This is a genomic window from Mesorhizobium sp. M8A.F.Ca.ET.181.01.1.1 (assembly GCF_004792025.1).
GTDB lineage: Bacteria > Pseudomonadota > Alphaproteobacteria > Rhizobiales > Rhizobiaceae > Mesorhizobium.
In genome coordinates this window covers 1,284,128-1,310,579 of record NZ_SRTV01000001.1, presented here as the reverse complement: position 1 = coordinate 1,310,579, position 26,452 = coordinate 1,284,128, and the positions used below count along the sequence as shown (strand labels likewise).

At 61.3% G+C, this 26,452-nt stretch carries 26 protein-coding genes; 2 read left to right on the top strand and 24 right to left on the bottom strand.

What is annotated here, in order from left to right; all coding sequences use genetic code 11:
• Nucleotides 1-18: 18 nt before the first annotated feature.
• The 15 genes from glpK to EN824_RS06320 all read right to left on the bottom strand — a co-directional run bounded on the left by glpK (nucleotide 19) and on the right by EN824_RS06320 (nucleotide 16,231).
• A complete protein-coding gene (gene glpK / locus EN824_RS06390; RefSeq protein WP_127872512.1) occupies nucleotides 19-1,509 on the bottom strand; it encodes a glycerol kinase GlpK in 1,491 nt (496 codons plus the stop codon).
• 91 nt (nucleotides 1,510-1,600) lie between these two features.
• Complete coding sequence (locus tag EN824_RS06385; protein ID WP_127872513.1) at nucleotides 1,601-3,325, bottom strand: ABC transporter substrate-binding protein; 1,725 nt, start codon at nucleotides 3,323-3,325, stop codon at nucleotides 1,601-1,603.
• Nucleotides 3,326-3,404: 79 nt separating this feature from the next.
• Nucleotides 3,405-3,692 (bottom strand): DUF2160 domain-containing protein, encoded by a 288-nt coding sequence (locus tag EN824_RS06380; RefSeq protein ID WP_127872514.1) that lies wholly within the window; start codon nucleotides 3,690-3,692, stop codon nucleotides 3,405-3,407.
• A 1-nt stretch (nucleotide 3,693) separates the two neighbouring features.
• Nucleotides 3,694-4,614: a carbohydrate ABC transporter permease gene (locus EN824_RS06375; protein ID WP_127872515.1), complete on the bottom strand. Its 921-nt coding sequence runs from the start codon at nucleotides 4,612-4,614 to the stop codon at nucleotides 3,694-3,696.
• 1 nt (nucleotide 4,615) lies between these two features.
• Nucleotides 4,616-5,482, bottom strand: a complete 867-nt coding sequence (locus EN824_RS06370; protein ID WP_127872516.1) for a sugar ABC transporter permease — start codon at nucleotides 5,480-5,482, stop codon at nucleotides 4,616-4,618.
• Nucleotides 5,483-6,550, bottom strand: coding sequence for an ABC transporter ATP-binding protein (locus EN824_RS06365; protein WP_127872517.1), 1,068 nt, complete (start codon nucleotides 6,548-6,550; stop codon nucleotides 5,483-5,485). It lies immediately after the preceding gene.
• 10 nt (nucleotides 6,551-6,560) lie between these two features.
• Nucleotides 6,561-7,640, bottom strand: coding sequence for an ABC transporter ATP-binding protein (locus tag EN824_RS06360; protein WP_135915860.1), 1,080 nt, complete (start codon nucleotides 7,638-7,640; stop codon nucleotides 6,561-6,563).
• Between the two features lie 41 nt (nucleotides 7,641-7,681).
• On the bottom strand, nucleotides 7,682-9,208 hold the full coding sequence (gene glpD / locus EN824_RS06355) for a glycerol-3-phosphate dehydrogenase (protein WP_127872519.1): 1,527 nt from the start codon (nucleotides 9,206-9,208) through the stop codon (nucleotides 7,682-7,684).
• A 138-nt stretch (nucleotides 9,209-9,346) separates the two neighbouring features.
• On the bottom strand, nucleotides 9,347-10,114 hold the full coding sequence (locus EN824_RS06350; RefSeq protein ID WP_135915859.1) for a DeoR/GlpR family DNA-binding transcription regulator: 768 nt from the start codon (nucleotides 10,112-10,114) through the stop codon (nucleotides 9,347-9,349).
• Between the two features lie 126 nt (nucleotides 10,115-10,240).
• Nucleotides 10,241-11,653 (bottom strand): aspartate aminotransferase family protein, encoded by a 1,413-nt coding sequence (locus EN824_RS06345; protein WP_135931989.1) that lies wholly within the window; start codon nucleotides 11,651-11,653, stop codon nucleotides 10,241-10,243.
• Nucleotides 11,654-11,767: 114 nt separating this feature from the next.
• Nucleotides 11,768-12,499, bottom strand: coding sequence for a peptidase (locus tag EN824_RS06340; protein WP_127280448.1), 732 nt, complete (start codon nucleotides 12,497-12,499; stop codon nucleotides 11,768-11,770).
• Nucleotides 12,500-12,531: 32 nt separating this feature from the next.
• Nucleotides 12,532-13,326 (bottom strand): transglutaminase family protein, encoded by a 795-nt coding sequence (locus EN824_RS06335; protein ID WP_135931988.1) that lies wholly within the window; start codon nucleotides 13,324-13,326, stop codon nucleotides 12,532-12,534.
• Nucleotides 13,327-13,333: 7 nt separating this feature from the next.
• Nucleotides 13,334-14,275 carry an alpha-E domain-containing protein gene (locus tag EN824_RS06330; protein WP_127280446.1) on the bottom strand — a complete coding sequence of 314 codons (942 nt, stop codon included), beginning with the start codon at nucleotides 14,273-14,275 and terminating at the stop codon, nucleotides 13,334-13,336.
• 135 nt (nucleotides 14,276-14,410) lie between these two features.
• Entirely contained in the window at nucleotides 14,411-15,823 is a 1,413-nt protein-coding gene (locus tag EN824_RS06325; protein ID WP_167531426.1) for a circularly permuted type 2 ATP-grasp protein, read from the bottom strand.
• Between the two features lie 171 nt (nucleotides 15,824-15,994).
• Complete coding sequence (locus EN824_RS06320; RefSeq protein WP_010909609.1) at nucleotides 15,995-16,231, bottom strand: Lrp/AsnC family transcriptional regulator; 237 nt, start codon at nucleotides 16,229-16,231, stop codon at nucleotides 15,995-15,997.
• Nucleotides 16,232-16,501: 270 nt separating this feature from the next.
• On the opposite strand from EN824_RS06320, the gene EN824_RS06315 reads away from it, so the two are divergent.
• Nucleotides 16,502-16,921 (top strand): DUF4864 domain-containing protein, encoded by a 420-nt coding sequence (locus EN824_RS06315; protein ID WP_127872524.1) that lies wholly within the window; start codon nucleotides 16,502-16,504, stop codon nucleotides 16,919-16,921.
• Nucleotides 16,922-16,936: 15 nt separating this feature from the next.
• On the opposite strand, the gene EN824_RS06310 is transcribed toward EN824_RS06315, so the two are convergent.
• The 8 genes from EN824_RS06310 to coaD form a co-directional block, all read right to left on the bottom strand.
• Nucleotides 16,937-18,334: a hypothetical protein gene (locus EN824_RS06310; RefSeq protein ID WP_127872525.1), complete on the bottom strand. Its 1,398-nt coding sequence runs from the start codon at nucleotides 18,332-18,334 to the stop codon at nucleotides 16,937-16,939.
• 153 nt (nucleotides 18,335-18,487) lie between these two features.
• Nucleotides 18,488-19,618 carry a tRNA guanosine(34) transglycosylase Tgt gene (gene tgt / locus EN824_RS06305; protein WP_127279993.1) on the bottom strand — a complete coding sequence of 377 codons (1,131 nt, stop codon included), beginning with the start codon at nucleotides 19,616-19,618 and terminating at the stop codon, nucleotides 18,488-18,490.
• Nucleotides 19,611-19,880 (bottom strand): hypothetical protein, encoded by a 270-nt coding sequence (locus tag EN824_RS06300; protein ID WP_127872526.1) that lies wholly within the window; start codon nucleotides 19,878-19,880, stop codon nucleotides 19,611-19,613. The genes tgt and EN824_RS06300 overlap by 8 nt, the downstream gene beginning before the upstream one ends.
• Nucleotides 19,870-20,958 carry a tRNA preQ1(34) S-adenosylmethionine ribosyltransferase-isomerase QueA gene (gene queA, locus EN824_RS06295; protein WP_127872527.1) on the bottom strand — a complete coding sequence of 363 codons (1,089 nt, stop codon included), beginning with the start codon at nucleotides 20,956-20,958 and terminating at the stop codon, nucleotides 19,870-19,872. The genes EN824_RS06300 and queA overlap by 11 nt, the downstream gene beginning before the upstream one ends.
• Before the next feature lie 6 nt (nucleotides 20,959-20,964).
• Nucleotides 20,965-21,414 carry a DMT family transporter gene (locus EN824_RS06290; RefSeq protein WP_127872528.1) on the bottom strand — a complete coding sequence of 150 codons (450 nt, stop codon included), beginning with the start codon at nucleotides 21,412-21,414 and terminating at the stop codon, nucleotides 20,965-20,967.
• A 12-nt stretch (nucleotides 21,415-21,426) separates the two neighbouring features.
• On the bottom strand, nucleotides 21,427-21,939 hold the full coding sequence (locus EN824_RS06285) for a peptidylprolyl isomerase (RefSeq protein ID WP_135864486.1): 513 nt from the start codon (nucleotides 21,937-21,939) through the stop codon (nucleotides 21,427-21,429).
• A 26-nt stretch (nucleotides 21,940-21,965) separates the two neighbouring features.
• The gene (locus tag EN824_RS06280) at nucleotides 21,966-22,553 is read right to left on the bottom strand and encodes a peptidylprolyl isomerase (protein ID WP_135864483.1); all 588 of its coding nucleotides are present in this window, start codon (nucleotides 22,551-22,553) and stop codon (nucleotides 21,966-21,968) included.
• A gap of 17 nt (nucleotides 22,554-22,570) precedes the next feature.
• A complete protein-coding gene (gene coaD, locus EN824_RS06275; RefSeq protein WP_127872530.1) occupies nucleotides 22,571-23,071 on the bottom strand; it encodes a pantetheine-phosphate adenylyltransferase in 501 nt (166 codons plus the stop codon).
• Between the two features lie 194 nt (nucleotides 23,072-23,265).
• Here coaD and EN824_RS06270 point away from each other — a divergent pair, with 194 nt between their 5' ends.
• Nucleotides 23,266-23,418: a hypothetical protein gene (locus tag EN824_RS06270; protein WP_015317717.1), complete on the top strand. Its 153-nt coding sequence runs from the start codon at nucleotides 23,266-23,268 to the stop codon at nucleotides 23,416-23,418.
• 59 nt (nucleotides 23,419-23,477) lie between these two features.
• On the opposite strand, the gene gyrA is transcribed toward EN824_RS06270, so the two are convergent.
• A complete protein-coding gene (gyrA, locus tag EN824_RS06265; protein ID WP_135864480.1) occupies nucleotides 23,478-26,279 on the bottom strand; it encodes a DNA gyrase subunit A in 2,802 nt (933 codons plus the stop codon).
• Nucleotides 26,280-26,452 lie beyond the last annotated feature (173 nt).

Genomic DNA, 26,452 nt, shown 5'->3' with positions numbered 1-26,452 from the left:
AACGGCGCGGGCCTTTCCTTATGCGCTCAGTGTCCTGCGCACTGCATCACGCCAGCCTGCTAGTTTCGCAGTACGATTGGACGCGTCCATATCAGGCTTGAACCGCCGCTCGAGCGCCCAGCTTTTAGCGAACTCCTGCGCGGCGGGCCACACGCCCGCCTTCGAGCCGGCGAGCCAGGCCGCCCCCAGCGCGGTCGTCTCCAGGATTGTCGGCCGATCGACCGGCGCGTCGAGGATGTCGGCGAGGCGTTGCATGGTCCAGTCCGAAGCCACCATGCCGCCATCGACCCTGAGCACGGTCTTTGCCTTGGCGCCCTTCCAATCCTTGTGCATGGCGTCGAGCAGGTCGCGGGTCTGGTAAGCGACTGATTCCAAAGCCGCCCGGGCAAACTCGGCAGGACCGGAATTTCGGGTCAACCCGAAGATAGCACCCCGCGCCCCGGCATCCCAGTGCGGCGCGCCAAGTCCGACAAAAGCCGGCACAAGGTAGACGTTCTGCGTCGGATCGGCCTCGGCAGCCAGCTTGCCGCTCTGCTCGGCCTTGCCGATCACCTCGATGCCGTCCCGCAGCCATTGCACCGCGGCACCCGCAATGAAGATCGAGCCTTCCAGCGCATAGGTGGTCTTGCCGTTCAACCGGTAGGCGATGGTGGTCAACAGGCGGTTCTTCGAACGCACCAGATCGCTGCCGGTGTTGAGCAGCGCAAAACAGCCGGTGCCGTAGGTGGATTTCATCATACCCGGCTCGAAACAGGCCTGCCCGATGGTCGCGGCATGCTGGTCGCCGGCAACGCCGAGTATCCTTATCTCGGCGCCAAACAGGTTTTTCTCTGTGATTCCATAATCATCGGCGCAATCCTTTACCTCCGGCAGCATTGCGGCCGGGATGCGCAGGATGGAAAGCAGTTCGTCGTCCCAGGCATTCTTCTCGATATTGTAGACAAGCGTGCGTGAGGCGTTGGTGGCGTCGGTGGCATGAACCTTGCCGCCGGTCAGCCGCCAGATCAAAAAACTGTCGATGGTACCCGCCAGCAATTCGCCTCTCTCGGCGCGCCGCCTTGCCCCTTTCACCTTGTCCAGCATCCAGGCGATCTTGGTGCCCGAGAAATAGGGGTCGAGCAGCAGTCCTGTCTTGCGGGTGAATTTCTTCTCGAGCCCCTGCTTCTTGAGCTTCTGGCAGAGCGGTGCGGTGCGCCGATCCTGCCATACGATGGCGTTGTGGACCGGTTTGCCCGTCGCCCTGTCCCAGACAACGACGGTCTCGCGCTGGTTGGTGATGCCGATGGCCACGACATCAGCAGCCGTACGGCCGGCCTTTTTCAGTGCAGCCTTCACGGTGGTCACGACGCTTGCCCAGATCTCTTCCGGATCATGTTCGACCCAGCCGGAGGCCGGATAGCGCTGGGTGAATTCCTTCTGCCCGCTACCCACGACCTTCATCTGGCCATCGAACAGGATCGCCCGGGTCGATGTCGTTCCCTGGTCGATGGCCAGCACAAAACCACTCATTCCGCATCCTCCGCCTCGATACAAAGAAGGGAGACGGCAACGCGCCGCCTCCCTCAATTTCACACGGGCGCGAACGCCCGCATGGACAGTCTCACTTCTGCCAGCTCTTGACCAGTTCGTCGTAATTGATGGTCTGCGGCTTTTCCTTCTCGTTCTCGAGCTTCAGCTGAGGCGCGAGATTGCCGGCCTTGACCGCATCGGCGTTCCAATAGGCCAGGTCGTGCTCTTCGGCCATCTTCGGACCAATGTCACCCTGGACACCGGATTTCTCGATACGGCTCAGGACCTTTTCCTGGTCGGCACAAAGCGAATCCATGGCTTCCTGCGGCGTCTTGGCACCAGAGGACGCGTCGCCGATGTTCTGCCACCAAAGCTGCGCCAGCTTCGGATAGTCCGGCACGTTGGTACCGGTCGGCGTCCACTGCACGCGGGCCGGCGAGCGGTAGAACTCGATCAGGCCGCCGAGCTTCGGCGCACGTTCGGTGAAGCTCTTGTCATGGATGGTGGAGTCGCGAATGAAGGTCAGACCAACCTGGCTCTTCTTCACGTCGACGGTCTTCGAGGTGACGAACTGCGCATAAAGCCAGGCGGCCTTGGCGCGGTCGGTCGGTGTCGACTTCATCAGCGTCCAGGAACCGACATCCTGATAGCCGAGCTTCATGCCGTCTTTCCAGTAGGAGCCGTGCGGAGACGGCGCCATGCGCCATTTCGGCGTACCGTCGTCATTCATGACCGGGAGGCCCGGCTTGACCATGTCGGCGGTGAAGGCGGTATACCAGAAGATCTGTTGGGCAACATTGCCTTGCGACGGCACGGGGCCGGATTCGGAGAAGGTCATGCCCTGGGCTTCCGGCGGCGCATAGGCCTTCAGCCAATCCAGATACTTCTGGATGGCATAGACCGATGCTGGTCCATTGGTGTCGCCGCCTCGTGCCATGCACGAGCCTACAGGTCGCGAATTCGCATCGACCTTGATACCCCATTCGTCGACCGGCACGCCGTTCGGCAGGCCCTTGTCGCCGTTGCCGGCCATCGACAGCCAGGCGTCGGTGAACCGCCAGCCGAGCGACGGATCCTTCTTGCCGTAGTCCATGTGGCCATAGACCTTCTTGCCGTTGACGTCGCGGCCGGTGAAGAACGCGGCGATGTCCTCATAGGCCGACCAGTTGACCGGCACGCCGAGTTCGTAGCCATACTTGGCCTTGAAGTCGGCCTTGTTCTTCTCGTCGTTGAACCAGTCGTAGCGGAACCAGTAGAGGTTGGCGAACTGCTGGTCGGGAAGCTGGTAGAGCTTCTTGTCCGGCGCAGTGGTGAACTTGGTGCCGATGAAGTCGTCGACATCGAGCATCGGATCGGTGACATCCTTGCCTTCGCCCGCCATCCAGTCGGTCAGGTTGCGCACCTGCTGGTAGCGCCAGTGCGTGCCGATCAGATCCGAATCGTTGACCCAGCCGTCATAGATGTTCTGGCCGGTTTGCATCTGGGTCTGGATCTTCTCGACGACGTCGCCTTCCTGGATGACGTCATGCGTGACCTTGATGCCGGTGATGGCTGTAAAGGCCGGCGCCAGCACCTGAGACTCGTACTGATGGGTGGTCAAGGTTTCCGACACGACTTTGATGTCCATGCCGGCGAAGGGCTTGGCGGCGTCGATGAACCACTGCATCTGCTTTTCCTGGTCGGCGCGGGAAAGCGTCGACACGCCGCCTATCTCCTTGTCCAGAAAGGCTTTTGCTTCATCCATGCCGGCATAGGCATTGCCTACGCCGAGCAACAGGACAAGGGCCGTTGTTGATGTTAAAAATTGCCGTCGCATGTGTTTCCTCCACTGTTTTAGGTTTCAAGTGCGATCTGGAGCGACCGCCGGCACGCGGCCGCTCCAACAGTTTCCCCCTCTATACGTAGCGGAACACGCCGATGGCGTAGACCACGGAGAGAGCGAGAGCCCACCAGAGGCTCGGTCCGACAAGACCCAGCCAAGCGAGATGGATAAAGGCGCTGCCAAGCAGCGATAGAAACAGACGGTCGCCGCGCGTCGTCTCGAAGCGCAGCACGCCGACGCGCGGATTGCCACCCGGCGAAGCGTATTCCCAAACGCCCATGCCAAGCAGAAGCAGCGCGATGACGGTGAAGAACGCGGCCGTCGGCCAGGTCCACGCCATCCAGGAAAAGTCGAGGTTCATGTCACACCCTCCCCAGCGCAAAACCCTTGGCGATATAGTTGCGCACGAACCAGATCACGAGCGCGCCGGGGATCAGCGTCAAAACGCCGGCGGCTGCCAGCAGCCCCCAGTCCATGCCCGAGGCCGACACCGTACGCGTCATGGTCGCAGCGATCGGTTTGGCGTCGGTCGTGGTCAGCGTGCGGGCGATCAGCAGCTCGACCCATGAAAACATGAAGCAGAAGAAGCAGGCGACGCCGATGCCGCTGGCGATCAGCGGCATGAAGATCTTGAGGAAGAAGCGCGGGAACGAATAACCGTCGATATAGGCGGTCTCGTCGATTTCTTTCGGCACGCCCGACATGAAGCCTTCCAGGATCCACACCGCCAGCGGCACGTTGAACAGGCAGTGCGCCAGCGCCACCGCTATGTGCGTGTCGATGAGGCCGAAGGCCGAATAGAGCTGGAAGAACGGCAGCGCGAACACGGCCGGCGGCGCCATGCGGTTGGTCAGCAGCCAGAAGAACAGATGCTTGTCGCCAAGGAAACGATAGCGCGAGAAAGCGTAAGCCGCCGGCAGAGCCACCGATACCGAAATCACCATGTTCATGACGACATAGGTGATCGAGTTGATGTAGCCGGAATACCAGGCCTTCTGCGTGAAGATGGTGACGTAGTTGGCGATCGTCGGCGCGTGCGGATAAAGCGTCAGCGAGTTGACGATCTCGGCATTGGTCTTGAAGCTCATGTTGATGAGCCAGTAGATCGGCAGCAGAAGGACGATGATGTAGAGCGTCGGCACGATCCACCACCAGCGCGACTCCTCGCCGCGCCGGCGCATCCGCCTGTCGAGTTCGCTCTGTGACAGCGAACTGGCGAGCCCTTCGGTGGCGGCGGTCCCGTTCATTGCATTGCGCTCGGTGCGTTCGTTGGCGCCAGCCATGTCAGCGCTCCGCGTCGTAATTGGTCATCACGGTGTAGAACACCCATGACAACAACAGGATGATGAGGAAGTAGACCAGCGACATCGCCGCCGCCGGACCGAGGTCGAACTGGCCGAGTGCAGTCTTGACGAGGTCGATCGACAGGAACGTCGTCGAGTTGCCCGGACCGCCGCCGGTGACGACGAAGGGCTCGGTGTAGATCATGAACGAGTCCATGAAGCGCAGCAGCACGGCGATCAAAAGCACGCGCTGCATTTTCGGCAGCTGGATGTAGCGAAACACCGCCCAGCGCGAGGCGCCGTCGATCTTGGCCGCCTGGTAGAAGGCATCCGGGATCGAGACCAGTCCTGCATAGCAGAGCAGAACGACAAGGCTGGTCCAGTGCCAGACGTCCATGATGATGATCGTCACCCAGGCGTCGAACGGATCCTGCACGTAATTGTAGTCGATGCCGATCGCGTTGAGGTAATAGCCCATCAGACCTATGTCGTTGCGTCCGAACACTTGCCAGATGGTGCCGACCACGTTCCACGGTATCAGCAGCGGCAGCGACATCAGCACCAGGCAAACCGGCACGCCCCAGCCTTTTTTCGGCATGTTGAGCGCGATGAAGACGCCAAGCGGCACCTCGATAGCCAGGATGATGAAGGAGAAAGCGAGGTTGCGGACCATCGCTTCCCAGAAGCGGCTGGAGGAGAGCAATTCCTCGAACCATTCCGTGCCGGCCCAGGTGAAGACGTTGTTGCCGAACGTGTCCTGCACCGAATAGTTGACGACCGTCATCAGCGGGATGACGGCGGTGAAGGCCACCAGCACCAGCACCGGCAGCACCAGGAACCAGGCTTTGTTGTTCCAGGTCTTGTCCATCTATGCCCCCATCTCGACACGCCAGGAATCGGCATAGATGTTGATGCCGGCCGGGTCGAAACGAACTTTCGGTTCGGCCGGAACGGTCTCGTCCTCGCCGATGACGGCCGCGATCTCTCGGCCCTCCAGCTTGGCGCGCACCACCTTGTGGCGGCCGACATCCTCGACCTTACTGATTGAAACGGCCATGCCGTCGCGGCCGAGCCGTACATATTCCGGGCGGATGCCAAGCTCGACGGCCCCGGCGCTGGCCTTCGGCACCCCAGGCAATTCGATCCGTTGCGAGCCGAGCGTCGCCGTCCTGCCTTCGATTGCCACCGGCACGACATTCATGCCTGGCGAGCCGATGAAATAGCCGACAAAAGTGTGGCGCGGCCGTTCGAACAGTTCCGCCGGCGTGCCGATCTGCACGATGCCGCCATCATACATGACGACGACCTGGTCGGCGAAGGTCAGCGCCTCGGTCTGGTCGTGCGTGACATAGACCATCGTGTAGCCGAAGCGGCGATGAAGCTGCTTCAACTGCGAGCGCAGCACCCATTTCATGTGCGGATCGATAACGGTCAGCGGTTCGTCGAACAGGATGGCGTTGACGTCCGAGCGCACCAGGCCACGGCCGAGCGAGATCTTCTGCTTCTGGTCGGCGGTCAGGCCCCTCGCCTTCTTCTTCGCCCATGAGGCCAGGTCGATCATCTCCAGCGTCTCGCGCACCTTGCGGTCGACGTCGGCCTCCGGCACGCCGCGATTGCGCAGCGGGAACGCCAGATTGTCGTAGACCGTCATGGTGTCGTAGATGACCGGGAACTGGAACACCTGCGCGATGTTGCGCTCCTGCGTCGACAAATTGGTCACGTCCCTGCCGTTGAACAGCAACTGGCCATGCGAGGGATGAAGCAGCCCTGAAATGATGTTGAGCAGCGTGGTCTTGCCGCAGCCGGACGGCCCAAGCAGCGCATAGGCGCCACCATCCTCGAAGGTATGATGCACTTCGCGCAGCGCGAAATCGGCATCCGTGCGCGGGTTCTGCAGATAGGAATGCCTGACATGGTTGACGTCGATGCGTGCCATATCGCCCCTCCTAAGCCGCCAGCTTCGGCGCGGTCATAGCCCGGCCGTGCTCATCGAAGACCATGATGTGACGCGGATCGATGAACACTTCGACCACCGCGTCTGTCTCGAAATCCCTGATGCCGTGGGTCAACATCACCCAGCGGGCATCGGCAAAATCGAGATGGATGAAACTCTCGGACCCGGTGATTTCGGTGATGGTGACCTTTGCCCGCACCGGCACCGCGGAAGCATTGGGCCGGTCGAGCGAAAGATGGTGCGGCTGAAAGCCGATCGTATAGTTCGTATCGGCGATGCCGACGAGTTCGGCGGGCACCGGCAGCTTGACGCCGCCCTCGAGCAGAAAGTCCGCGCCCTTCTTGGCCAGCACGATGCTGTTGAGCGGCGGATCGGCGAAGGTCCTGGCCGTCACCAGATCAACCGGCTTGCGGAATACGTCGATGGTCGGCCCGAACTGGGTGATGCGGCCTTCCGACAGCGTTGCCGTGTTGCCGCCGAGCAGCAGGGCCTCATGCGGCTCGGTGGTGGCGTAGACGAAGATTGTGCCGGCAGCGGCAAAGATCCTCGGCAGTTCGGCCCGCAATTCCTCGCGCAGCTTGTAGTCGAGGTTGGCAAGCGGCTCGTCGAGCAGCACCAGGCTGGCATTCTTGACGATGGCGCGCGCCAGCGCGGTGCGCTGCTGCTGGCCGCCCGACAGGCTGAGCGGGGTGCGGTCGAGATAGGGTGTCAGCTTGAGGAGAGCTGCCGCCTCGCGCACCTGGCTGTCGATCTTGCCTTGCTCGACACCAGCCACCCTTAGCGGCGAGGCGATGTTGTCATAGACCGTCATCGCCGGATAGTTGATGAACTGCTGGTAGACCATGGCGATCTTGCGCTTCTGCACCGGCGTGCCGGTGACATTCTGGCCGTCGAACCAGACCGAGCCGGAAGTCGGCACATCGAGGCCGGCCATCAGCCGCATCAGGCTGGTCTTGCCGGAAAGCGTGGGCCCGAGCAAAACGTTGAGCGAGCCGTGCTGAAGCGTCAGCGACACGTCGCGGATGTGCTCGACCGCACCGACCGTCTTGGTGACGTTCCTCAGTTCCAGCATGACGCCTCCTCCCAGGCTTTCCGCATCAGCTCAAAACCTCTTCATTCGGCGGCCGCGACATGTTGCCGGCTTATGCCACGCATGAATTCATCGAGTGCCGAGACCTGCTCGCGGCTAAGATGCAGACCGCGCTTGGTCCGTCGCCACAGCACATCTTCCGCCGTGACGGCCCATTCGTTTTCAACGAGATAGCGCACCTCGGCCTCGTGCAGATCGCCGCCGAAATTGCGGCCGAGATCGGCAATCGACTTGGCCAAGCCGAGCAGAACCTGCGCACGCGTCCCGTAAAGCCTGGTCAACCGGCGCGCCAAACGCTGGTCGAGGAAAGGGTAGGCGCTTTTCAGCTTCGCCACCTGCGCATCGAAACCGGTGGCCGGAAAATCGCCGCCCGGCAGCGGCGCATCAGATGTCCACGGCTTGCCGCGCTTGCCGAGAAAACCTTCGATCTTCTCCAGCATTGATTCCGCCAGCCGGCGGTAGGTGGTGATCTTGCCGCCAAACGCGTTGACCAGCGGTGCGGCGCCCTCGCCGCCATCGGCCTTCAGCACGTAGTCGCGCGTCGCTTCCTGCGCCTTGGAGGCGCCGTCATCATAGAGCGGACGCACGGCCGAATAGGTCCAGACAATGTCCGAACGCTTGACGGGAACCGCGAAATACTCGCTCGCCGCGGCACAGAGATAGTCGATTTCGGTGTCGCTGATCTTCACATCGTGCGGATCGCCGGGATAATCCCGGTCGGTGGTGCCGATCAGCGTGAACTCGTCCTCGTAGGGAATAGCGAAGATGATGCGGCCATCCCTGTTCTGGAAGAAATAGGCGCGCGGATCGTCGAACTTCTTGGCGATGACGATGTGGCTGCCCTGCACGAGGCGGACGTTGTGAACGTCATTCTGCCCGACGACGCCGGACAGCACGTGGTCTACCCAGGGCCCCGCCGCATTGACCAGCAACCGTGCCTTGACCTCTTCGGTCTCGCCGGTTTGCAGGTTCTCGATCTTTATCGTCCAGATCCCGCCTTCGCGGCGGGCTCCAACCACTTTCGTGCGGGTCCGGATGGTTGCGCCCCGGTCAGCAGCGTCACGTGCATTCAGCGCCACCAGCCGCGCATCGTTGACCCAGCCATCGGAATATTCGAAGGCCTTTTTGAACAGCGGCTTCAAAGGCTTGCCCGCCGGGTCGCTTGCCATGTCGAGCGTCCTGGTCGCCGGCAGCAATTTGCGCCCGCCAATGTGATCGTAAAGGAACAGGCCAAGCCGGATCAGCCAGGCGGGTCGCAGGCCCCTGGCGTAGGGCAGCACGAAGCGCATCGGCCAGATAATGTGCGGTGCGTTCTTCCACAGAACCTCGCGCTCCATGAGCGCCTCGCGCACCAGGCGGAATTCGTAGAATTCGAGATAGCGCAGCCCGCCATGGATCAGCTTGGTCGAACCGGACGAGGTTCCGCTGGCGAGGTCATTCATCTCGGCGAGAAAGACCGAAAACCCGCGGCCAACGGCATCACGGGCGATTCCGCAGCCGTTAATACCGCCGCCTATGACGAAAATGTCCCGGACTGAAGATGGGTCCACTTAATTCCTCCACGATTTCGCACTGCACCATTTTGGGTCTTTTGCGAAACCGTAGCGGAATTATTTCGAACTCATAACGAATGTCAAACGAAATATCACAAGCCGGTGAACAAGCCGGCGAGAAGACGATAAAAGACCTCAGGCGGGCGACGTCTCGATCAGCTGAACCTCGGCTTCCTGGCAGATCTTGCGCACCGAATCGATCTCGCAGCGATCGGTGATGAAGGTGTTGACCTGCGACAGATGACCGATGCGTACCGGCGCCGTACGCTCGAATTTGGTCTGGTCGGATACCAGGATGACATGCCTGGCATTGGCGATGATCGCTTGCGCCACCTTCACCTCGCGAAAATCGAAGTCGAGCAGCGCTCCATCATGATCGATCGCGGAGGCACCGATGACAGCATAATCGACCTTGAACTGCCTGATGAAATCGACCGCCGCCTCACCGACGACACCCCCGTCCGAGCCGCGCACCACACCACCGGCAATCACCACCTCGATCGAAGGATAGATGCGCATCCTATTGGCAACATTGATGTTATTGGTGATAACCATCAGGCCGTTATGATCGAGCAACGCCTTGCTGACCGCCTCCGTCGTGGTGCCGATGTTGATGAACAGCGAGGCGTTGTCGGGGATCAGCCTCGCCGCCGCACGGCCAATCGCTTCCTTCTCGTCGGCCGCGATCTTGCGCCTGGCTTCATACTCCATGTTCTCGATGCCGGAAGGGAACAAGGCGCCGCCATGGATGCGCGAAAGCAGCCGCTGGTCGCACAAATCGTTGAGGTCCTTGCGTATGGTCTGCGGCGTCACATTGAAATGCGTGGCCAGATCGTCGACCAGCACGCGGCCGTTGTCCTTAGCCATCTGGATGATCTCGGCATGGCGCGGCGACAGATACATCAAGCAAGCTCCCGTTTTCGTTTTTCTTGCTTATAGTCGAAAACGAAACCGATGAAAAGGCACAAGCCGGCTAACGAAATCCGATGATTGTAGGGGAACCTCGGCGCGACCTTGATCCAGCCTTTTTCAGGCCACGGCGCGTGCAATTTCGGTAATGGCGGTGAAAGCCGCGTCGACGTCTTCCGCCGTCGCATCGAACTGGCCCACCTGGAAGCGGATCGCCACCCTTCCATCGACTTTCGTTTGCGTCAGGTAGATGCGGCCATCGTCGTTGATCGCATTGACCAGCCGCAGATTGTGCTCGTCGGCATCGGTGTCCGAAGCCGTCTTGTGCCGGAACGAAAACAGCGACAGCATCGGCTCGCTGACGATCTCGAAATCCACCTCCCTTGCCAGACGCGTGGCGAGGCCTTCGCTCCAGGCGACATGGTTGCGGATCATGGTTCGCAGGTTTTCCAGTCCATGGGCGCGCAGCAGGAACCACAGTTTCAGCGCGCGGAAGCGCCGGCCGAGCGGCACCGACCATTCCGAGTAGTTGATGATGCCGTCATGGCCGTGCGTCTTGAGATAGTCGGGCTTGATGGCCAGCGTCCTGACATGGCTCGAGGGGTCGCGCAGGAACTGGATCGAACAATCGAACTGCGCGCCCAGCCATTTGTGCGGATTGAAGACGATCGAATCGGCGCCTTCGACGCCAGACCAGAAATGCCGGTATTCCGGGCAGATCATCGCCGACCCGGCCCAGGCGGCATCGACATGCAGGTAGAGCCCGTGCCGCCTGGCAACCTCCGCAACCGCTGCAATATCGTCCGTGCCACCGGTGCTGGTGCCGCCGACACAGGCGATAATACCAGCAGGCAGCATGCCGGCTTTCCGGTCGGCAATGATGGCTGCTTCCAGGGCTGCCGTGTCCATGGCGCGAAAACGGCCGGTGACCGGAACGCGCACGAGATTGTCCTCGCCGATGCCCGAGACCCAGATCGCCCGGTCGATCGATGTGTGCACCTGGTCGGAAGAATAGATGCGCAACCGCCCCTGCCCGGCCAAACCCTTTTTGTTGCCTTGCCAGCCGAGCGCCCGCTCGCGCATGGTCAGCACGGCGTTGAGTGTCGCCGACGAGGCCGAATCCTGGATCACGCCGGAAAAGCCCTCTGGCAGGCCGAGCGCCTGGCGCATCCAGTCGACGGTGCGGGTTTCAAGCTCGGTCGCCGCCGGTGACGTTTGCCAAAGCATGCATTGCGCGGCCATCGCCGACACCAGGTATTCCGCGACGACCGAAACCGGCGCCGCGTTGGCCGGGAAATAGGCGAAGAAGCGGGGGTGCTGCCAATGTGTCATCCCCGGCACGATCTTGGCTTCGAAATCGGCGAAGATTCTGTCCATCGGTTCGGCGTCTTCGGGCGGCGACACCTCGATGCTCCTGAAAATGTCGCCCGGCTCGACCAATGGCCGCACCGGCCGCTCACGCAAATTGTTGCGATAGTCGGCACCCCAGTCGGCGGCGCGTTGCGACCATTGCCGGAAATCGTCATTGTTCATCTTGTCTTCCCGACATGATCTTTCGTGGCCGGCGGCAGCCGCCCGATCTTCAAGATCATATTAATTAACATGTGAAATATTTGCAACCACCGTCGAATGGCGAGATAGGCAAAACTAGCCGGGGAAATCCGGCAGGCTGGCGAACGCCGTCTTCAGGGCATTCGACCATCCATCGGAGATCGTGCGGTAATACTGATCGTCCTGGCCGATCCGCTTTTTCAGGCCGACCTGAAAGGCGTCCCGTTCCAGGAAAAGCAGGTCGAGCGGCAAGCCGACCGACAGATTCGATTTCAACGTCGAATCGAACGACACCAGCAAGAGTTTAACCGTCTCGGCGAGGCTCATCGTCTTTTCATAGGCGCGGATGATGATCGGCTTGCCGTATTTGGTCTCGCCGATCTGGAAGAACGGCGTGTCGTCGGTCGACTCGATGAAATTGCCTTCGGGATAGATCATGAACAGGCGTGGCGGGCTGCCCTTGATCTGCCCACCGAGGATGAAGGAGGCATTGAAATAGGAATCGGCCTTCTCGCCGGCGGGCGACGATTGCGCGATCACCTCTTTCACCGTGTCGCCGACCAGCCGCACCGTCTGGTACATGGATGGCGTTTCGAGCAGCTTCTCATGGCGGTCGGTCACCGCCTTGGTGCGCTCGTCGAGTAGGCTGACCACGGCCTGTGTCGTCGCCAGATTGCCGGCCGACATCAAGACGATGACGCGCTCGCCCGGCTGCTCCCACACATGCATCTTCTTGAAGGTCGAGATCGAATCCATGCCGGCATTGGTGCGCGTGTCCGACATGAACACGAGCCCGCGATCGATCTTGAGGCCGACGCAATAGGTCATAGAATCTCTTGAGGCAGCAATCCTGGGGGGGATTACTGCTCTACCGTGACGGTGACCGCAAGCAGTTCTTCCGCCTGTCCCATCCGAATTCCCGACACCGGCGAAGCGTCACGGTAGTCGCGGCCGGTAGCCACCTTCACATAGCGTTCATCGGGAGAAATACCGTTGGCGGGATCGAAGGCAACCCAGCCGAGGCCCGCGACATGGGCTTCGGCCCAGGCGTGGCTCGCCGCCTGCTCCACCGCCGCATCCATCATCAGATAGCCACTGACATAGCGGGCCGGAAATCCCATGGCGCGCGCGGCGGCGGCAAAGATGTGGCTATGGTCCTGGCAAACGCCGGTCTTCAGCGCCAAGGCTTCCTCGGCCGCGGTCGTCGCATTGGTGGCGCCGGGCGTGTAGGCGACGCGCTCACCGATGGCGGCCATCAACCTGTGCAGCCTTTCGAGGTCGGTGCCCTTGCCGACCGCCTCGGTAAGATCACGAATGCCGCCGCCTATGGTGGTCAAGGCAGTCTCCTGCGCGAACAACCAGAGCGGCGCGAAGCCTTGATGCGGCCCGCAAACGCCTGATGTATCGCGCGTCACCACCTCGCCCAAGGCCTCGACGGTGATGAAATCGTGGTCACCTTCGACGCTCAACAGCCTGTTATCGTTGCCGTAATGGTCGGTAAATCGCACTTCCTCGCGCGCGCCTTCGACCTTCAGCGCCCAGGACAGCACTGTCTGTGTCGGCCCGCTCATGGGAAGCAGCCGCAGCCTCTGAAGTAGATATTGCACCGGCGCGTCATAGCGATATTCGGTCCGGTGAGTGATTTTCAGCCGCATGGCTTCCTCAATAAAACCTGTAGTCCTGCGCGATCTCGTCGCCGAGCCTGGTGTTGTCGCGAATGAACCCGGCCAGGAACTCGTGCAGGCCCGCGTCGAATATGTCCTTGATCGATCCCGCGCGCAGCATCGTCTGGGTCTTCTCCGCGGTCGCGTGGCAGGCATGACGCTCGCCATAGTCGTCGCCGAGGAACTTCAGATGCTCGGCCAGGAAGCGATAGCAGAAGGTCAGCGACCTCGGCATGCGCACATTGAGGATCAGGTAGTCGGCGATGTTGGTGGGCTTGTAGTCGGCATCGTAGACCCAGCGATAGGAGCGATGCGCCGACACCGAACGCAGGATCGATTCCCACTGGTAGTTGTCCAGACTCGATCCGACCCATGAAATCGACGGCAACAGCACGTAGTATTTCACGTCGAGAATGCGCGCCGTGTTGTCGGCGCGCTCGACATAGGTGCCGAGCTGCGAGAAGTCGAAAATCTCGTTGCGCAGCATGGTGCCGTAGAACGAGCCACGGATCAGCGCTGTCTCGCGCTTGATCGCATCGAGCACATTGGGCAGGTCGCGCTCGTCGATCGGCCTCGCCAGCATCCGTTTCAGCGCCATCCAGGCTTCGTTGATGCTCTCCCAGGTCTCGCGCGTCAGCGCGGTGCGCACCATGCGCGCATTGTTGCGGGCGGTCTCGATCGACGACATCGTGCTTGAAGGGTTCGACGTGTCGCGCAGCAGGAAATCAGCGACATTCGCCGCCGAATAGTCCGAATACTTCTGCGTGAAGGCAGCGTCGGAGCCGGCGCTGAGCAGCACGGAGTTCCACTCCTCCGAGGCGCTTTGAGTGCGGGTCAGCGCCATGCGCAGGCCGGCATCGACCAACCGCGCCATGTTTTCGGCCCGCTCGATATAGCGGTTCATCCAGTAGAGCCCGTTGGCGGTGCGGCCGAGAAGCATGGAATGGCCCTTCGGGCTAGTGAGCAGGGAATAGCGAGTAGGGAATGGCAAGCGACTGAATCTCAACGGAATATGGCATTTCCCTGTCCCCTCTGCTTCCACTATTCACGACTGACTATCCCCTACTCACCCATCTCAATCATCCAGCACCCAGGTGTCCTTGGTGCCGCCGCCTTGCGAGGAATTCACCACCAGCGAGCCTTCCTTCAGCGCAACGCGCGTCAGCCCACCAGGCACGATCTGGATGCGATCGGAAACCAGCACATAAGGCCGCAAGTCGACGTGGCGCGGCGCCAGGCCCTTGTCAGTCAGGATCGGACAGGTCGAGAGCGCTAGCGTCGGTTGGGCGATGTAATTAGACGGCTTGGCCTGCAGCTTCTTGGCAAAATCCTGGCATTCCTTCTTGGTTGCAGCCGGGCCGACCAGCATGCCGTAGCCGCCGGAACCGTGCACTTCCTTGATGACGAGCTCATCAATGTGTTCGAGCACATATTTCAGGCTGTCCGGTTCCGAACAGCGCCAGGTCGGGATGTTGCCGAGGATCGCCTTGCGGCCGGTGTAGAATTCGACGATCTCCGGCATGTAGGAATAGATCGCCTTGTCGTCGGCAATGCCGGTTCCCGGCGCATTGGCGATGGTGATGTTCCCGGCGCGGTAGACATCCATGATGCCGGGTATGCCAAGAGCTGAATCCGGCCTGAAGGTCAGCGGGTCCAGGAAAGAATCATCCACGCGGCGGTAGAGAACGTCGATCTGCTTGTAGCCTTCGGTCGTACGCATCGCGACATGGCCGTCGACGACGCGCAGATCCTGTCCCTCCACAAGCTGCACCCCCATCTGGTCGGCAAGGAAGGCGTGTTCGAAATAGGCAGAATTGAAACTGCCGGGCGTCAGCACCGCGATGGTCGGCGCCCCCTTGGTGCCTTGCGGCCGCACCGCCGCCAGCGACTGGCGCAGCAGCTGCGGGTAGTTCTCCACCGGCCGCACCTTGATCTTCTGGAACAGCTCGGGGAACAGTTGCATCATCGTTTCGCGGTTCTCCAACATGTAGGAGACACCGGACGGCGTGCGTGCATTGTCTTCCAGCACGTAGAACTCGTCCTCGCTGATGCGCACGATGTCGACGCCGATAATGTGGGTGTAGACGCCGGCCGGTGGCCGCACGCCGATCATTTCCGGCAGGAAAGCCTCGTTCTTGGCAATCAAGTCCCTTGGGACGCGGCCGGCGCGAAGGATTTCCTGGCGATGGTAGATGTCGTCGAGGAAGGCGTTCAGCGCCTGTACGCGCTGCTCGATGCCTTGCGTCAGGCGGCGCCACTCATTGCCTGAAATGATGCGGGGAACGATGTCGAACGGGATCAATCGCTCAGATGCTTCCTGCTCGCCATAAACGGCAAAAGTGATGCCGGTCTTGCGAAAGACGCGTTCGGCGTCCTGCATCTTTTCGGTAAGTCTGGCTGGATCCTGCTCCTTCAGCCAGCGATCGTAAGCCGAATACGGTCTTCTAAGTCCGGAGACCTCCGGAAGCATTTCATCGAACGCTGCCAATCGCATACTCCCCTGTGACGCCATTTCACTGGCGTCGCCGGAGAAAATCAAGCGCAATCGGCGATTTGGAAGAACCTGACGATGAGTATGTCGCGGCTGCCTAAAATTGAGGCAGCTGAAATATGCGCTTGATCAGGCTTTGCCTCGTGCCCGGGCAAATCCGCTTCGCGACTAGAAGGCGCGGAAGGTGACGACGGTGAAGGTGTCCTTGATGCCGGGAAGAATCTGCACCTTCTCGTTGACGAAATGGCCGACGTCTTCCTCATCATCGACATAGAATTTGGCGAGCAGATCGTAATTGCCGGCGGTGGAGTAGATTTCCGAAGCAATCTCGGCGTCGGCAAGCGCGCTGGCAACCTCGTAGGATTTGCCCAGCTCGCATTTGATCTGCACGAAAAACGCCTTCATGGCTTCGTCCCGCTAAACGTCCACGTTCAAGCGGCCCTTCTGGCAGACTGGAGGCGGGCTTTCAAGCGCTGGAATGCGCACTTAGCCGGCGCGGGCCTTGGCCACGGCCTCGCGCATCTTCGCAACCGGCATGCCGCGCTCGAGGAATCCGCCTAGCCGGGACGAATATTGGCGGCCGCTGAAACCGTGAAGCGCCGTCACCCGTATGTTAGGATGCCTCCGCAACAGCTTTTCTGGAGGCGGCTTTTCGAGGGACGGTGGAGACAGGCCATGCGCCGCGGCTTTTTCGCATTCGCGTTCGTTTCGCTCATGCTGGCTTCCCAGGCGTTTGCCGGCGATGCCGAGATCAAGGCTGGCCAAGCCGTCATCGACGGTCAATTGAAGGCCCTCATCGCCGATGACGGCGCCAAGGCCTACAGCTTCGCCGCTCCGAACGTGAAGCAGGTATTCCCGACCGTCGATGCTTTCATGAACATGGTGACCAACGGCTACCCGCCTGTGCGCAAGCCACGGTCCTACTCTTTCGGCAAGGTCGAGCAGACGGGCCCGGGTTCGATCGTCCAGCAGGTGCTGATCATTGGCCCCGACGGCAAGGACTATGAGGCGGTCTACACGCTTCAGCAGCAGCCCGACGGCACATTCCAGATCACCGGCTGCAGCCTGCGCGCCTCGAATTCGCTGAGCTCCTGAACCAGTTCGCTCACTTCAATCCTGGCGTTGATAGAGCGTCCAGCCCTGCCCCGACAGTCCCCAACTCGTCGAGGCATCGACGCGATCATAGGTCAACAGGCAGCCGGACGGGGCGGCGACATGCTCCGGCTGCTGGTCCACGGCGCCCTCGAGGATCAGCCAGGACGGACGCTCGTCACATATCTTGTCGGCCGCGACGAGCAATGACTGGCGTCCCAGCCGTTTGGCAAAATAGTTGACAATCACCGCGATCCGAAAATCTTGATTGCTGGCGTAGCTCGTTGCGCCATTGCGCGTCATCTCCTCAACGATGACAGCATAGGATCCGCGTCCCTTTTCGTAGAATGGCAACAGAAACGTCATCGTGCCGGCTAGGATTGCCACCAGCCCCCCGACGGCAACAAGCCGATATATGCCAGCGGCGGCGAACCCGAGCGCAAGCAACTCGCCCGCGCAAAGCAACAGCAATGTTGCACTGACAAGAAAGTAGCGCGGGAAATCGAGGGTCGGCAGCTGTGCTGCCGCCATCAGAATAGGCAGTCCGATAATCCCGATGACATAGAGACTGGCCCGCCGATCGCGCCGAATACCGGCAAAGACGCAGACAAGGCCGCAGGCCAAGGCAATACAGGCCAAGTTGCTGATCCAAGGCGGCAAGCCGAACAGACAGCGGATCATTCCGCCGTAGCCTTGGACGAAGGCCTGGAGCGAGAACGGCGAAACGCCGCCGACCTTGAAGCCAAACGTCTGGCTGCCGATCGTTACGCAGGCGGCTAGCGGCAGCAAAGCAAGGAATGCCGGCGTGAAAATCTGCCCCAGTTCGACATTGACGCGACCCAGACTGCCGGTGCGCCGCCAGATGAGCCAGGCGCTCCAGGCCACCAGAACCACCACCGTTTCTACCATCGTGAGGTGGGACAAAAACCCGAGAAGGACGATGACCGCGAATGCGATGCCTGAACGGCCTGTGTCGAACCGGCGTTCCAGGAACACGACCGAGAGGAGCGTGAACAGCACCAGCCCGGCATAGCCTCTCGCCTCGGAGCCGTAATGGACCATCGGATAGCTCACCGCAAACAGCATGCTTGTGATGACACCAGCCCATCGGCCTTGCGCAGCCACGGCTGCGGCAATGATTGTGCCGACGCCGAGCGCAATCGACAAGCCGCGCTGAAGCAATGGCGAGGCATAAGGACCGATCAGGTACAGGTAGATCGAATTGAGGAAATGATTGTTGTCGTGGTTTACGCGCCAGAATATCTGATCGATCGAGGTAAGCGGCTCGAGCAGCAAGAAGCTCCAGATCTCGTCCAGCCAGAGATCGCCGCGCGCACCCATCAATCGCAAGAAAAGGCCGATTGCTGCGATCGCGGCAATCGCCGGGCCGACACCACGATGCTTGCGCGTTGCCAAACGCAGGACACTAGCATGCGAATTATGCAGTGCTAATTTAGAATTGTCGACAGATGGGTCTGCTGTTGCGGACAGTTTCTTGCCCCTTGCCTGAATATAGCTCGGAACAATTACTCTTGGTTATGTTTAGAAAGAGTGTGCTCGGATCCCAATTCAAAGTACGGGCAGGTCGCCTTTGGCCCAACCCTCGGATATCTCGCCCGAGCGCAGTTCGAAGGTGCCGCTCTCGATCGCGGCCCGGATGTCCTGCATCAGCTTCTGGTAGTAGGAAAGATTGTTCCAGGTCAGCAGCATCGCCCCGAGCGCCTCCTGCGAACGCACCAGATGGTGCAGATAAGCGCGCGAATAGTCGCGCGCAGCGGGGCAATCACTCTCTTCGTCGAGCGGGCGCGGATCGTCAGCGTGACGGGCGTTGCGCAGATTGACCTTGCCGCGCCTGGTATAGGCAAGACCATGCCGGCCGGCTCGCGTCGGCATCACGCAGTCGAACATGTCGATGCCGCGCGCCACCGATTTCAGGATATCGTCCGGCGTGCCCACGCCCATCAGGTAGCGCGGCTTTTTGTCAGGCAGTTCCGGGCACGTGATGTCGAGCATGTCGAGCATCACCGCTTGCGGCTCGCCGACAGCCAGGCCGCCGACGGCATAACCCTTGAGGTTCATCGCGCTCAGCGCCTGCGCCGAACGCACCCTGAGCGCGGCGTTGTCGCCACCTTGCACGATGCCGAACATCGCCTTGCCGGGCTGGTCGCCGAACGCCGTCTTGCAGCGCTCCGCCCAGCGCAGCGACAGGTCCATTGCGCGCTCGATCTCTTTCAACTCGGCCGGCAGCGCCGTGCATTCGTCAAGCTGCATCTGAATATCGGAATCGAGCAGGCCTTGAATCTCGATCGAACGCTCGGGTGACATCTCATAAGCCGCGCCATCGATGTGCGAACGGAAGGTGACGCCTTTCTCTGTCAGCTTCCTCAGCTTCGACAGCGACATCACCTGGAATCCGCCGCTGTCGGTCAGGATCGGGTGCGGCCAGCGGGCGAATTCGTGCAGACCGCCAAGCCGCGCGACACGTTCGGCGCCAGGGCGAAGCATCAGGTGATAGGTGTTGCCCAGGATGATGTCGGCGCCGACGCCGCGCACCTGGTCCATGTACATGGCCTTCACGGTGCCACCGGTGCCGACCGGCATGAAGGCCGGCGTGCGGATTTCGCCGCGCGGCATGTCGATCAGGCCGCGCCGCGCCTTGCCATCGGTCGCCAGCACCTTGAAGGTGAACGTCTCAGCCATTGAATTCCTTGTCGTGGACCGGCGCACCCGGCGCCTGCCTGTCGAGCGACTGGCGGTATTGGATGCAGCCGCGCATGAATTTGGGCCAGGGTGGCACGGCGATCGCCGGCTCGGTCTTTTCAGGCAGCAGATCCCACAGATCGGGGTGATGCCAGCACAGATCATGGCCTGATGTATCGCGGTGCGCGCGAATACCGGCGCGCAGCTTTTTCACTTCCGCGACGAGGCTTTCGCGATCGAGGGTTTGCAGATCATCGTCCATCGCTCATCTCCGCTCGGTAAAGCAGGCTTGCGTCGCCATAGGAGTAGAACCTGTAACGGTTCGCAATGGCATGCGCATAGGCGGCACGCATCGTATCGAGACCGCTGAAGGCCGAAACCAGCATGAACAGTGTCGAGCGCGGCAGATGGAAATTGGTCATCAGCATGTCGGCGGTGCGAAAGCGGTAGCCGGGCGTGATGAAGATGTCGGTCGGTCCGGACCATGGCGCCACCGTACCGTCGTCACGCGCCGCGCTTTCCAGCAGACGCAGCGAGGTGGTGCCGACGGCAATGATGCGCCCACCCCTCGCCTTCGCGGCGTTGAGCGCGCTGGCGGTCGCCTCGCTGACCGAGCCGATCTCGGCATGCATCTTGTGGTCGGCGGTGTCGTCCGCCTTCACCGGCAGGAACGTGCCGGCGCCGACATGCAGCGTGACGAAGCGGCGCTCGATCCCCTTGGCGTCCAACGCCGCAAAAAGCTCGGGCGTGAAATGCAGGCCAGCGGTGGGCGCCGCTACCGCACCTTCTTCCCGGGCATAGATGGTCTGGTAATCGGCATGGTCGCGCTCGTCGTCATCGCGCTTCGAGGCGATGTAGGGCGGCAACGGAATGTGGCCGACCGCGTGCAGCGCCTCGTCGAGGAAGGGCCCGGATAGATCAAAGCCGAGCAACGCTTCGCCGCCCTCGCCCTTTTCGATCACCGTGGCATCGAGCTGGCCAAGGAAACAGGAATTGCCGTCATGACCGAAATGGATGCGGTCACCGGCGGCGATGCGCTTTCCCGGCCGCATGAACGCCAGCCAGCGGTCTGGAGCCATGCGCATGTGCAGCGTGGCCTCGACCTGCGCAGCCGCTTCACCGCGCCGCCTGATGCCTTTCAGTTGCGCTGGAATGACCTTGGTGTCGTTGAAGACCAGCACGTCGCCGGCGCGGAGCAACGACGGCAGATCGCCAACCGTCCGGTCCTCCAGCCCCTTGCCCGGCTCGACGACGAGCATTTTGGCGCTGTCGCGCGGCTCTGCCGGGCGAAGCGCGATGCGCTCTTCCGGCAGGTCGAAATCAAAGAGGTCGACGCGCATCGGGAATCAAAACAGCCGAACGAGCAGCGCTCCGGCCAGCAGAAGCACGGCGCCGGCGATGCGGCCGAGCGAGATTTCACGCACCGCGACACCGAGGAAGCCGACGCGGTCGATGAGCATGCCGGCGAGCAACTGACCGGCCACCAGGAACGCCATAAGGGCGGCGGCGCCGATGCGTGGCGTCAAGATGGTGGAGAGCGTGACATAGAAGCCGCCGAGCATGCCCCCGGCGACGAACAGCCACGGCGCCGGCGCCTTCCAGTCAAGCGAAATGCCTTGCAGCTTCACCACCGTTACCGAGATGATGCCGAGCACGACCGCGCCCGACAGGAACGAAAACGCGGCCGCCGCGACCGGGAGACCCAGGCCGCGCGCCAGCTGCGAATTGATCGGCGCCTGAATCGCAATGAAGGCGCCGGACAGGATGCCGAGAAGCGACCAGACGACGCCCATCATTGTCGTTTCGCCTTACTTGACGTCTGCCGCGACCTTCAGCGACACGATCTTGTCGGGATCCTGCACCGGCTCGCCGCGCTTGATCTTGTCGACATTCTCCATGCCTTCGATGACCTGGCCCCAGACCGTGTACTGGCGGTTGAGGAACGCGGCATCGTCGAAACAGATGAAGAACTGCGAATTGGCCGAGTTCGGGTTCTGCGAACGGGCCATCGAGCAGGTGCCGCGACCGTGGTTCGCGTTGGAGAACTCTGCCTTCAGGTCAGGCTTTTCCGAGCCGCCCATGCCCGCGCGGGAAGGCGCGAACGAGGGCTTGCTCGAGTTGCCGAACTTGACGTCGCCGGTCTGCGCCATGAAGCCTTCGATGACGCGGTGGAAGACGACGCCATCATAGGCGCCTTCGCGCGCCAGTTCCTTGATGCGGGCGACATGGCCGGGGGCCAAATCGGGAAACAGTTCGATGACGACCTCGCCCTTGGTCGTTTCCATGATGAGCGCGTTCTCGCGGTCCTTGATCTCAGCCATGTCAGATATCCTTTTGTAAAATGGAACTATTTGTCGGCGGCAATGCGCACTTTGATCATCCGGTCGGGATCGGCAACCGTGCCATTGTCCGCCTCGTCGCCCTTCTTGATCTTGTCCACCAGCTCCATGCCGCTGACGACATTGCCGACGATGGTATATTGGCCATCGAGCGGCGGTGCCGGTGCGAACATGATGAAGAACTGCGAATTGGCGGAGTTCGGATCCTGCGAGCGGGCCATGCCGACCACGCCACGCTTGTAGCGCTCGGTCTGAGAGAATTCGGCCGGCAGGTCGGGCAGGTCCGAGCCGCCGGTGCCGACGGCCTGGGCGTTAAATCCCTTTTCCATGTTGCCGAACTTGACGTCGCCGGTCTGCGCCATGAAGCCGTCGATGACGCGATGGAAAGCCACATTGTCATAGGCATGATCGCGCACCAGCTTCTTGATCTGCGCGACATGCTTGGGTGCCAGATCGGGGCGCAACGCTATGGTGACGTCGCCCCCCTTCAGCGTGATGATCATGGTGTTTTCCGGGTCTGCAGCATAGGCGGAAACGGACGCGGTCAAGAGACCGGCGAGCACAACAAGGAATGAGGCGAGCCTTTTGAGCTGCATGAGGATTTTCTCCGAGCTTATTTCGCGAATTTTGCGGTGAGCGCACCGGCCACGGCCGCCGGCACGAAGGGGCGGATGTCGCCGCCCATCGAGGCTATCTGGCGCACAAGTGTGGCGGTAATGGTTCGCACCGACGGGCTGGCGGGCAGGAAAACCGTCTGCAACTCCGGCGCCATGGTTTCGTTCATGCCCGCCATCTGCATTTCGTAGTCGAGGTCGGTGCCATCGCGCAGACCGCGGATCATGATCGAGGCGCCTTCCCTTCTGGCGGCATCGATCACCAGCCCATCGAAAGCGACCACTTTGATGCGGGCGCCATCGCGGCCGAATTCGGCTTTCGTGGCGGCTTCAATCAACCGCACCCGCTCGTCGAAGGAGAACAGCGGCTTCTTGCCCGGATGAATGCCAATCGCCGCATAGACAGTGTCGGCAACCGCCAGTGACGCTTTCAGCACATCGAGATGGCCGTTGGTCAGCGGGTCGAAGGAGCCGGCGTAAAGGGCGATGCGTTCGGTCATGCCGGAGCTTCTAGCGAGCCTCTCTCACAAAGGCAAATCCGATCGGCAGGCGGCCCGTGAACCTTTTCCGGCACATGAACGACAGATGAATACGCTGATCACGAAGCCTTCACGCAGCGTTCACTAGGTTGCACCCTTAATAAGATGAAACCAAAGCCCCATATATCCGTTGTAAGGCGCAGGAGAACACGCACATGCTGATCTACATGCTCGCCACCGCAATGACCGTCGCCATGCTGATCGCCACAGTATTCGGGCTGCATCAGGAGGCGCAGCGCATTCGCGTCAAGGCAACCACCAAACGCTTCGAAGGCTTCGGCCTGCGCAAGCCGTATCGTCACTACTAAGCTATTGTCGACTTGCTGCCGCGCCGGCCACAGGCCGGCGTTACTATGCTAACCAACGACTATTCGCTGTTATCCGGACTGCCGTCAGGCGTCGAACCGGGCTCCGCGCCACCCTCGACCTCTTCCGCTTCCTCGTCCGCTTGTGGCTCCGAAATCCGTTCGACCGAAACCACCTTTTCACCTTCAGCCGTGTTGAAGATGGTCACGCCCTTGGTGGCGCGGCTAGCGAAACGGATGCCATTGACGGGCACACGAATGACGGTGCCGCCGTCCGACACCAGCATGATCTGATCGTCATTGCCGACCGGGAAAGTTGCCACCAGACGGCCGATTTCGGCCGTCTTCGACACGTCTGTGGCGCGGATGCCCTTGCCGCCGCGTCCAGTCAGGCGGAAATCATAGGACGAAGAGCGCTTACCGTAACCGTATTCGGTGACCGTCAGCACGTACTGCTCATGCGCCTTGAGGAACTCGTAGCGCTCGTCGGAAAGCTCCGTCTCCTCGCCGACCTCTTCATTGGTCAGCGCGATCTCTTCCTCTTCACCGGCGGCGATGCCCGCGGCAAGCCGCCGTTCGGCCGCGGCACGCTTAAGGTAGGCGGCGCGTTCAGCCGGCGGCGCATCGACATTCTCGATCACCGACATTGAGATGATGCGGTCGGTGTCAGCCATGGTGATGCCGCGCACGCCGACCGAGTTTCGGCTCTGGAAGACGCGCACGTCACCGACCGAGAAGCGGATGCACTGTCCCGAGCTGGCGGTCAAAAGCACGTCGTCATTGTCGGTGCAGGTCTCGACGCCGAGGATCTCGTCGCCCTCCTCCTCCAGCTTCATGGCGATCTTGCCGTTGCGGTTGACCTGGACGAAGTCGGAAAGCTTGTTGCGGCGCACGGTGCCCCGCGTGGTGGCGAACATCACATCGAGTTCGCCCCAGCTCGTCTCGTCCTCGGGCAGCGGCATGATCGTGGTGATGCGCTCGCCCTGCTCCAGCGGGAGCATATTGATCAGTGCCTTGCCGCGTGACTGCGGGTTGCCGATCGGCAGGCGCCAGACCTTTTCCTTGTAGACGATGCCGCGCGAGGAGAAGAACAGCACCGGCGTGTGCGTGTTGGCGACGAACAGCCGGGTGACGAAATCCTCTTCCTTGGTCGACATGCCGGAGCGACCCTTGCCGCCGCGGCGCTGCGCCCGGTAGAGCGAAAGCGGCACGCGCTTGATGTAGCCGGAATGGCTCACCGTCACGACCATGTCCTCGCGCTGGATCAGGTCCTCGTCTTCCATGTCCGCGCCACCGTCGGTGAGCTCGGTGCGGCGTGGCGTGCCGAACTCGTCGCGCACGGCGGCGAGTTCGTCCTTGACGATCTGCTGAATACGCGCGCGAGACGACAGGATGTCGAGGTAGTCCTTGATCTCGTCGCCGATCGTGTTCAACTCATCGGCGATTTCGTCGCGGCCCAGCGCTGTCAGGCGCTGCAGGCGCAGTTCGAGGATGGCGCGCGCCTGTTCCTCGGACAGATTGTAGGTGCCGTCCTCGTTGATGCGATGGCGTGGATCGTCGATCAGCAGGATCAGCGATTCAACGTCACCCGCGGGCCAGCGCCGCTCCATCAACTGCTCGCGCGCCGACTGCGGATCCGGCGCGGTGCGGATAAGCTTGATCACTTCGTCGATGTTGGCGACGGCGATGGCTAGACCAACCAGCACATGGGCGCGGTCGCGCGCCTTGCGGAGCAGGAACTTAGTCCGCCGGCTGATCACCTCCTCGCGGAAGGTGACGAATGCCGTCAGCATGTCGGTCAGGTTCAGCAGTTCCGGCTTGCCGCCGTTCAGAGCCACCATATTGGCGCCGAAAGACGTCTGCAGCGGCGTGAACCGGTAGAGCTGGTTGAGGACGACGTCGGCAACGGCGTCACGTTTGAGTTCGATGACGACGCGATAACCCTGACGGTCGCTTTCGTCACGAATGTCGGAAATGCCCTCGATGCGCTTGTCGCGCACCAGTTCGGCCATCTTCTCGATCATCGAGGCCTTGTTCACCTGATAGGGAACCTCGGTGATGATGATCGATTCACGGTCATTGCCGCGCTGTTCGATGTTGACCTTGCCGCGCATGACGATTGAGCCACGGCCGGTGGAATAGGCGCTGTAGATGCCGGAGCGGCCAAGCACGATGCCGCCGGTCGGGAAATCAGGGCCCGGAATGATCTCCATCAGCGCCGGCAGGTCGATCGCCGGATTGTCGATGACGGCAATGGCGGCGTTGCAGACCTCACCGAGATTGTGCGGCGGGATGTTGGTCGCCATGCCGACGGCAATGCCGCCCGAGCCGTTGACCAGCAGATTGGGAAAGCGCGCCGGCAGAACCTTCGGCTCGGTGTCCGACGCATCATAAGTGTCCTGGAAATCGACGGTGTCCTTGTCGATATCCTCCAGAAGCTCATGCGCGACCTTGGTCAGGCGCGATTCGGTATAGCGCATCGCCGCCGGCGGATCGCCGTCAATCGAGCCGAAATTGCCTTGCCCGTCGATCAAGGGCACACGCAGCGACCAGTCCTGCGCCATGCGCACCAAGGCGTCATAGATCGAGGCATCGCCATGCGGATGGTATTTACCCATCACGTCGGCGACAGGACGCGCCGACTTCACGTATTTGCGGTTCCAGTGGTAGCCGCTCTCATGCGCCGCGTAGAGAATGCGGCGGTGCACGGGCTTCAGGCCATCGCGCACATCTGGCAACGCACGGCTGACGATCACGCTCATGGCGTAAGAGAGATAGGAACTCTGCATCTCCTCGATGATGGAGATGGGTTCGATGCCGGTGGGGCCGCCGTCGGCGCCGCGCGGTGTCTTTTGGTCGGTCAAATCGGATCACAATCTAATCAGGAATCACTGACCGCTTATATAGGAAGCACGGCCGAAACTCCAATGTTCACGGCACTTTTCCAGTGTCATTTTTAGTGGTAATTTCAAAAGGATACCGCTAATTGCGACGATATGGCCGTTACGCTTTTCGCCGCCACCAAGGCAAAAGCCTG